The sequence below is a fragment of the Pandoraea sp. B-6 genome, assembly GCF_000282835.1.
GTDB classification, from domain to species: domain Bacteria; phylum Pseudomonadota; class Gammaproteobacteria; order Burkholderiales; family Burkholderiaceae; genus Pandoraea; species Pandoraea cepalis.
The window spans coordinates 16,330-24,326 of sequence record NZ_KB290564.1; the positions used below are offsets into that span (position 1 = coordinate 16,330).

The following is a 7,997-nucleotide window of genomic DNA, read 5'->3' on the forward strand; positions in this document are numbered from 1 at the left end:
TAGGCCGCAAGTTTCAGACGCCGTCGATCTACGAAAACCTGAGCGTCGCGCAAAACCTCGAAGTGTCGTTCCCGCGTGGGCGCGGCGTGTTCGGCGCGCTTTTCTACCGCACGGATAGCGAGGTTGCGGATCGTGTCCGATCGGTTGCCGACGAGATCGGTCTGTCGGCCTCGCTCGACCTCGAAGCCGGCTTGCTCTCGCACGGACAAAAGCAGTGGCTGGAAATTGGTATGCTTCTTATGCAGGATCCCGAACTTTTGATGCTGGATGAGCCGATTGCCGGCATGAGCGTGCGCGAGCGCGAACTGACGGCTGATCTGCTCGATCGAATCTGTCGCAACCGCTCGATGATCGTCATCGAGCACGACATGGCTTTCGTTGAGCGGATCGCGCACAAGGTCACCGTGATGCACCAGGGAAAGATTCTCGCCGAGGGCCCGATGGCCAAGGTGCAATCCGACCCGCGTGTGATCGAAGTTTATCTCGGACACTGATCGGGGGACACATCATGTTGGAAGTCGATGATCTTGTCGTCAGCTATGGCCAGAGCGAGGTGCTGCACGGCATCGGCTTTTCCGTCGCCAGCGGCGAAAGCGTTGCGGTGATGGGCCGCAACGGGATGGGAAAAACAACGTTGTTCAAGTCGTTGATCGGTATGTTGCCCGCGAATCGCGGCACCGTTCGTGTGGACGGTGTCGACGTATCGAGGGACGAGAGCTTCCGGCGCGTGTCCAAGGGAATCGGTTACGTTCCGCAGGGTCGTCAGATCTTTGCATCGCTCACCGTCGAAGAGAACATCCAGACCGGGCTCGAGAATGCAGCGAGCCAGTCCGTTCCCGACGATCTCTACGCGTTGTTTCCCGTGCTGTTCGACATGCGCCGCCGCAAGGGCGGCAATCTCTCCGGCGGACAGCAGCAACAGCTCGCCATTGCGCGCGCGCTCGCGACCAATCCCAAGGTACTGCTGCTCGACGAGCCGACCGAGGGGATTCAGCCGTCCGTCATCAAGGACATTGCCCGGGCGCTCAATCACATTCGAGCGACGCGCAACATCGCCGTCGTCGTTTCCGAGCAGGTGCTGAGTTTCGCGATGGACGTGGCGGACCGATTGTTCGTTATCGAGGGCGGGCGCTTCGTTCATCAGAGCACGCGCGACGCCGGTGATGCCGGGCGCATACGCGAATACCTCTCCGTGTAATCCGACGCCGCGTGGCGTCATTGATCGCCGGTGTCTGGCGCCGGCATTTGAAACCAGGAGCGAATGCAATGGCCGAAACTCTCATCAAGGTCGACCTGAACCAATCCGCGTACGAAAACGAGCAGGTGCACAACCGTTGGCATCCGGACATTCCGATGGCGTGCTGGGTGAATCCCGGCGACGACTTCATTCTTGAGACGTACGACTGGACCGGTGGCTTCATCAAGAATAATGACAGCGCCGACGATGTTCGCGATATCGACCTGTCGATCGTGCATTTTCTTTCGGGGCCGGTGGGCGTGCATGGTGCGCAGCCCGGCGATTTGCTGGTCGTCGATCTGCTCGACATCGGTGCGAAGCAGGACAGTCAGTGGGGCTTCAACGGCTTCTTCTCGAAGACGAACGGCGGTGGCTTTCTGACCGATCATTTTCCGCATGCGCAGAAGTCGATCTGGGATTTCCACGGGCTTTACACGAGTTCGCGGCATATTCCGGGCGTGAATTTCGCCGGACTGATTCACCCGGGACTGATCGGCTGCCTGCCGGATCCGACATTGCTTCAGACATGGAACGAGCGCGAAGTCGGCCTGATCGCGACGGCGCCGGACCGCGTGCCGCCGCTTGCCAACCCGCCGTTCGCCGCGACGGCGCACATGGGCAAGCTGACGGGCGACGCGCGCAACAAGGCGGCCGCCGAAGGCGCGCGCACGGTGCCGCCGCGCGAGCATGGTGGGAACTGCGACATCAAGGATCTCTCGCGCGGGTCGAAGGTCTTCTTCCCGGTGTATGTCGATGGCGCAGGGCTGTCTGTGGGCGACCTTCACTTCAGCCAGGGGGACGGCGAGATCACGTTTTGCGGCGCCATCGAGATGGCGGGGTGGGTGCACATGCGTGTCAACGTGATCAAAGGCGGCATGGAAAAGTACGGCATTCGCAATCCGGTGTTCCAGCCGAGTCCCATTACGCCGGCGTACAACGACTATCTGATCTTCGAGGGTATTTCCGTCGACGAGCAGGGTGGGCAGCACTATCTGGATGTCACGGTCGCCTATCGTCAGGCATGCCTGAACGCCATCGAGTATCTGAAGAAGTTCGGTTACTCGGGAGCGCAGGCGTACTCGTTGCTCGGTTGTGCGCCGGTGCAGGGGCATATCAGTGGCGTGGTCGACATTCCGAATGCATGTGCGACGCTGTGGTTGCCCACGCAGATCTTCGACTTCGACATCCGTCCGAATGCCGACGGACCGATTCGTCACGTGACGGGCAGTGTCGACATGCCGTGTTCGCCGGATCTGGTGAAGGGCTGACGCGGCGTGCGTCACGAGCATCACTCACGACATAGGACAACAGGAGGCGGAGATGCCGATTTATGACTTCGAATGTGCGACGTGCGGACCGTTCGCTGTCATGCGGCGCATGGCGGATCGCGACACGCCGTGCCATTGCCCGGATTGTGGGGGCGAGGGCACGCGCGTGATGACGGCGCCATCGCTTGCGTTGATGGGAGGTGCGAGTCGTGCGGCGCACGCCACGAACGAGCGGGCGGCACATGCCCCGCGTCATTCGGGCGACGGGCCGTCGTCGCGTCATCGATCAGGGTGCAGTTGCTGCGCCGGCGGCAAGGTGGCGCTGGCGGGGGCGAGTGGGCAGACGTCCACGGCAACGGGCGGGCTGAAGCGGCCGGCAGGACGGCCATGGATGATCAGCCATTGATTCTCTTGGAAGGGTTTGTTACGGCCCGGGGCCTCTGGGCCGTGCGTCGGAACTGCGAGTTTTGAAGGAGTAACGACTCATGCGACATGGAGATATTTCGAGTAGCCGCGACGGGGTGGGCGTTGCGGTCGTCAACTACAAGATGCCGCGTTTGCATACGAAGGCGGAGGTATTGGAGAACGCGCGCAAGATCGCCGACATGGTCGTCGGCATGAAGCAGGGGTTGCCCGGTATGGATCTCGTGATCTTTCCCGAGTACTCGACGCACGGGATCATGTACGACCGGCAGGAGATGTTCGACACCGCAGCGACGGTGCCGGGCGAAGAGACGGATATTTTCTCGGCGGCATGTCGCAAGGCGAATGTGTGGGGGGTGTTTTCGCTCACGGGTGAGCGGCACGAGGATCATCCGAACAAGGTGCCTTACAACACGCTGGTGCTGATCGACAATCGCGGGGAGATCGTGCAGAAGTATCGCAAGATCATGCCGTGGACACCGATCGAGGGCTGGTACCCCGGCGACCGCACTTACGTGACGGAGGGACCGAAGGGGCTGAAGATCAGTCTGATCATCTGCGATGACGGCAACTATCCGGAGATCTGGCGGGATTGCACGATGAACGGCGCGGAGCTGGTGGTGCGTTGTCAGGGATATATGTATCCGGCCAAGGATCAGCAGGTGCTTGTGGCGAAGGCGATGGCGTGGATGAACAACACGTATGTGGCTGTCGCGAACGCGACGGGCTGGGACGGTGTGTATTCGTACTTCGGCCACTCGGCGATCGTCGGCTTCGACGGCCGCACACTCGGTGAATGCGGCGAGGAAGAGATGGGCGTGCAATACGCGGAACTGTCCGTGAGCGCGATTCGCGACGCACGCAAGAACATGCAGTCGCAAAACCATCTGTATAAGCTGCTTCACCGCGGATACACCGGGACGATCAATTCCGGCGAAAGCGCGAACGGCGTCGCCGATTGCCCGTTCGGGTTCTACCGCGATTGGGTCACCGACCCGCAAGGCACGCAGCGCAAAGTCGAGGCTATCACCCGCTCGACACCCGGAACTGAAGAGTGCCCGATTGACGGGATTCCTTGTGGGGGAGGTTGAGCGGTGGCGGGCCGTAAAGGCCCGCCACCGTGTACTCATCCGCCGAACTTCACCTCCCGATCCAGCGGATACACCGGACGATTCACGCGCGAGAACGGGAACAGCGCGTAATTTGAACTCGTCACGCCGTCGCTGTCGCATTCGACCAGCCCGGCGGAGATCGGCACGAACACCGGACGGCAGTACATGCGGGACTTGAGCAGCAGGAAGCGCTCGTTGCGCGGGTCGAGGCCAACGCAGGTGAACACGCCGTGGTCCCACGGCTCGTGCGTGCGCTCCGTCACCACGATGCGCGCCGGCCCGATATCGAACAGCACCGTGCGGCCCATGTAGCAGCGTTGCCCCGTATAGGTCGGACCGCTCACGACATACTCGCCGTCGCCGATCTTGCGCACGATGCCGGTGAGCACCGGCGGTGTCTTGACGATGCCCAATTGCGTCAGCGCACGTTTGTTGCCGACGGCCAGCGTCACCTCGGCGCCCTCGCCTGCGGCGATCAACGTCGCGACCGCTTCCGGATCGCACAGCGGACCGACGCCGATGCCGGTGAGCCCGGCCGCGAGCGCCGCTTCGAGCACGTCCATCGTGTCGCACGTGCCGCCCGACATGCAGTTGTCGCTGTGATCGAGCAGCAACACCGGCTTGTCGGCGCCGTCGGCCAGACGCTTCGCTTCGACAATCGAATCGACGAGCGGCGCGCTGCGGTAGACGAACTCGTCACGCGCCTCCCATATCTGCGCGGCGATACGGTCAGCGACGGCCTGAGCATGTGCCACGCCGCTCTCCCCGTCGCCCGCCGTCACGACCACACTGATGCAAGGCGCGGGGATGTCCGCGAGCGAAAATCCCGAAAACACCGACACGGCCGGAATACCCTCTTCGGCTTCGGCGCGCCGCGCGGCGTCGAGCGCGCGCTTCATCGCGCCCCCGTGGCTCGTGCTGCATAGCGTATGCACCATCAACGGCGGTTGTTGCCATACCACGCGAGGGCGGCGTTTGCCGGCGAGCCTTTCGAAGAGCAGACGGCCGGCGTGCTCGCCTGTCTCGTACATGTCGATGTGCGGATACGTCTTGAACCCCACGACGATATCGGCATTCTCTACGATCTTTTGCGTGACGTTGGCATGCAGGTCGAGCGCAACGGCAATCGGCGTATCCGGCGCGGCGGCGCGCACGCGCTCGAGCAGATCGCCCTCGCCGTCGTCGCTGTTTTCCGCGACCATCGCCCCATGCAGGTCGAGCAGGATCGCATCGACGCCGCTCGCCGCAGCCACAATCCGGTCGCACAGGGCGTCGTAGGCGCTCGCCGCCACCGGACCGCTCGGGTTGGCGGCAGCGCTGACGGGGGTCACCATCTGCGCCCCGGCGGCCTCGGCGAGATCGATGAACGCGGCCATCGCCGTACGCATGCCCTTGTTGTCGCGATAGGCCGCTTCGTCATACGTGGGTCCTAGAGGGCCGAAGGCGTCGAGCGGTGTGGGCACCGGCGAGAATGTATTCGTCTCGTGATTCATCCGCGCGATCATCACTTTCATGCGGCACCTCCTGCGCGTTGCAACATCGCTTGCAACAGCACGTTGCAACCCGCTTCGAGATGCACCGGATCGGCATCTTCGATTTCGTTGTGACTGATGCCGTCCTTGCACGGCACGAAGATCATCGCCGTCGGCGCGACGCGCGCCAGATAGACTGCGTCGTGCCCCGCACCGCTGATGGCATCCATCGACGACAGCCCGAGTGCCTGCGCGCCCGAGCGAATTGCGTCGACCAGTGCCGGGGCAAACGGCTGCGGCGGGAAGTACACGACCGGCTCGATGGCGACGTCGATGCCGTTCGTGCGCAACGCGTCGCACTCGGCGCGCAGCTTGGCGTCGAGCGCGTCGAGCGTGGCGTCGTCGGCCGCGCGCAGATCGACGGAGAGCGTCACGCGGCCCGGAATCACGTTGCGCGAATTCGGATAGTTGTCGACCCAGCCCACGGTGCCGCGCGCATGGGGCGCGTGCTCGCAGGCGATGCGGTTGACCGCCTGGATCAGCTGCGCGGCGGCGAGCAGCGCGTCGCGGCGTAGCTCCATGGGCGTAGGGCCCGCGTGGGCCTCCATGCCCGTGACGGTTACGTCGTACCAGCGCTGACCGAGGGCGCCCTGCACGACACCGATCGTCTTCCCATGCGCTTCGAGGACCGGGCCTTGCTCGATGTGCGCTTCAAAGTACGCGCCGACCGCGCCCGCTTGACCCACCGCCGGCGCGGAGCCCGCGTAGCCGATGGCGCGCAACGCGTCGGCGACGCTGACGCCCTCTCGATCTCTCTGCGCGAGCGCGTGATCCAGCGTGAAGGCGCCTGCGTAAACACCGGACCCCATCATCACGGGCACGAAACGCGACCCCTCCTCGTTGGTCCAGACGGCGACTTCGAGCGGGGCCTCGGTCACGATGCCGTTGTCGTTGAGCGTGCGCAGCACTTCGAGCCCTGCGAGTACGCCGTAGTTGCCGTCGAACTTGCCACCGGTCGGCTGGGTGTCGATGTGGCTGCCGGTCATGACGGGCGGCAGCGCGTCGTTGCGGCCGGCGCGCCGCGCAAAGATGTTGCCGATCGCGTCGACACGCACCGTGCAGCCGATCTCTTCGGCCCACGTGACAAACCGATCGCGACCCTGCCGGTCGAGATCGGTCAGCGCGAGGCGGCACACGCCCCCCTTCTCGGTCGCGCCGATTTGCGCGAGTTGCATGAGGCTGTCCCACAGGCGCGCGCCGTCGACGCGTACTGCGGCTGCCGGTTGATCGAGACGTTCCATGTTCATCAGTCCTTCAGGGCAGACGCCGCGACGGTCGCGCTGACGCCTGCGTTGGCAGAGTGACGCGCTCGCCCCGTCGCATGGGGGCGTGGCGGCGCGCTTCGGGGGAAATTGGGGCCGCGCGGCTCAAGCCACGCCCACACCGAGGTAACGGTCCTTGACGACCTCGTCCGCGAGAAACGCGGCGTTGTCCGCGCCGTACACGATCACGCCTTGCTCGACGATGTAATGCCGGTCGGCGAGCTGCGTGCAGACCTCCAGATTCTGTTCGACGAGCAGAATCGCGACACCGGCTTGCTTGATGAGCTTCAACTGCGCCACGATCTCCTCGACGATCACCGGGGCGAGCCCTTCGACCGGCTCGTCGAGCATGAGCAGGCGCGGGTGATTCATCAGCGCGCGTCCGATGGCCAGCATCTGCTGCTCGCCGCCAGAGAGTTGCGCGCCACCGTTCTTGCGACGCTCCTGCAAGCGCGGAAAGATGCGATAGATGTCGGCAAGCTGCCACGGCGAATCGCGTCGGGCTCCGAGCTTGAGGTTCTCCTCGACGGTGAGCAGTTTGAAGATGCCGCGATGCTCGGGCACGAAGCACACGCCGCGTGCGGCGATTCGGTGCGCCGGTTGCCCGGCGACGGGCTTGCCCAGGAACGAGATGCTGCCCGCCTTGGGCGGTACAACGCCCGCGATGGTCTTGAGCGTGGTCGACTTGCCCGCGCCGTTGCGACCGAGCAGCGTGACGAGTTCGCCGTCGCTCACGCTCAGCGTGACGCCTTGCAGAATGTGACTCTTGCCGTAATAGCTGTGAATGCCTGCGACGTCGAGAATCATGCGCGGCCTCCGGTAATCATGTTGCCGAGATAGGCGGCGCGCACGCGGTCGTCGGCGCGAATGGCATCCGGCTTGCCTTCGACGAGTACGCGCCCTTGCTGCATGACGGTGATCGTGTCGGAGATGTCCATCACGATGTTCATGTTGTGCTCGATGAGCACGACGGTGTGATCGTCGCGCAGGCCGCGAATGAGCTGCTTCATGTCGTCGAGATCGTCGATGCCCATGCCCGACGTCGGCTCGTCGAGGAAGATCGCCTTGGGACGCGCCGCGAGCGCCATGCCCACCTCGAGACGGCGTTGCTGCCCGTGCGAGAGCGCACCCGCCGCGGTGCCGGCATGACGCGTGAGCGCGAG

At 64.0% G+C, this 7,997-nt stretch carries 9 protein-coding genes; 5 read left to right on the forward strand and 4 right to left on the reverse strand.

Annotation, left to right across the window (positions count from 1 at the left end; all coding sequences use genetic code 11):
- From A985_RS26720 to A985_RS0122770, 5 genes are all read left to right on the forward strand, one after another.
- Positions 1–494: ATP-binding cassette domain-containing protein (locus tag A985_RS26720; protein WP_232424716.1), on the forward strand; the 494-nt coding region annotated here is incomplete at its 5' end.
- A gap of 14 nt (positions 495–508) precedes the next feature.
- Positions 509–1,198 (forward strand): urea ABC transporter ATP-binding subunit UrtE, encoded by a 690-nt coding sequence (urtE, locus tag A985_RS0122755; protein ID WP_017235683.1) that lies wholly within the window; start codon positions 509–511, stop codon positions 1,196–1,198.
- A 68-nt stretch (positions 1,199–1,266) separates the two neighbouring features.
- A complete protein-coding gene (gene fmdA, locus A985_RS0122760) occupies positions 1,267–2,505 on the forward strand; it encodes a formamidase (RefSeq protein WP_017235684.1) in 1,239 nt (412 codons plus the stop codon).
- A 52-nt stretch (positions 2,506–2,557) separates the two neighbouring features.
- Positions 2,558–2,911 carry an FmdB family zinc ribbon protein gene (locus A985_RS0122765; protein ID WP_017235685.1) on the forward strand — a complete coding sequence of 118 codons (354 nt, stop codon included), beginning with the start codon at positions 2,558–2,560 and terminating at the stop codon, positions 2,909–2,911.
- 79 nt (positions 2,912–2,990) lie between these two features.
- Positions 2,991–4,019, forward strand: coding sequence for an aliphatic amidase (locus tag A985_RS0122770; RefSeq protein WP_026132312.1), 1,029 nt, complete (start codon positions 2,991–2,993; stop codon positions 4,017–4,019).
- Between the two features lie 35 nt (positions 4,020–4,054).
- Here the strand turns inward: A985_RS0122770 and A985_RS0122775 are convergent, their stop codons facing one another.
- The 4 genes from A985_RS0122775 to A985_RS29590 all read right to left on the reverse strand — a co-directional run.
- On the reverse strand, positions 4,055–5,554 hold the full coding sequence (locus A985_RS0122775; RefSeq protein WP_017235687.1) for a M81 family metallopeptidase: 1,500 nt from the start codon (positions 5,552–5,554) through the stop codon (positions 4,055–4,057).
- Positions 5,551–6,813 (reverse strand): Zn-dependent hydrolase, encoded by a 1,263-nt coding sequence (locus A985_RS0122780; protein ID WP_017235688.1) that lies wholly within the window; start codon positions 6,811–6,813, stop codon positions 5,551–5,553. Before A985_RS0122780 ends, A985_RS0122775 begins: the two co-directional genes overlap by 4 nt.
- A gap of 126 nt (positions 6,814–6,939) precedes the next feature.
- A complete protein-coding gene (locus tag A985_RS0122785) occupies positions 6,940–7,641 on the reverse strand; it encodes an ABC transporter ATP-binding protein (RefSeq protein WP_017235689.1) in 702 nt (233 codons plus the stop codon).
- Positions 7,638–7,997 (reverse strand): ATP-binding cassette domain-containing protein (locus A985_RS29590; RefSeq protein WP_039830742.1); only part of this gene is annotated, 360 nt, incomplete at its 5' end. The genes A985_RS0122785 and A985_RS29590, both read right to left, overlap by 4 nt.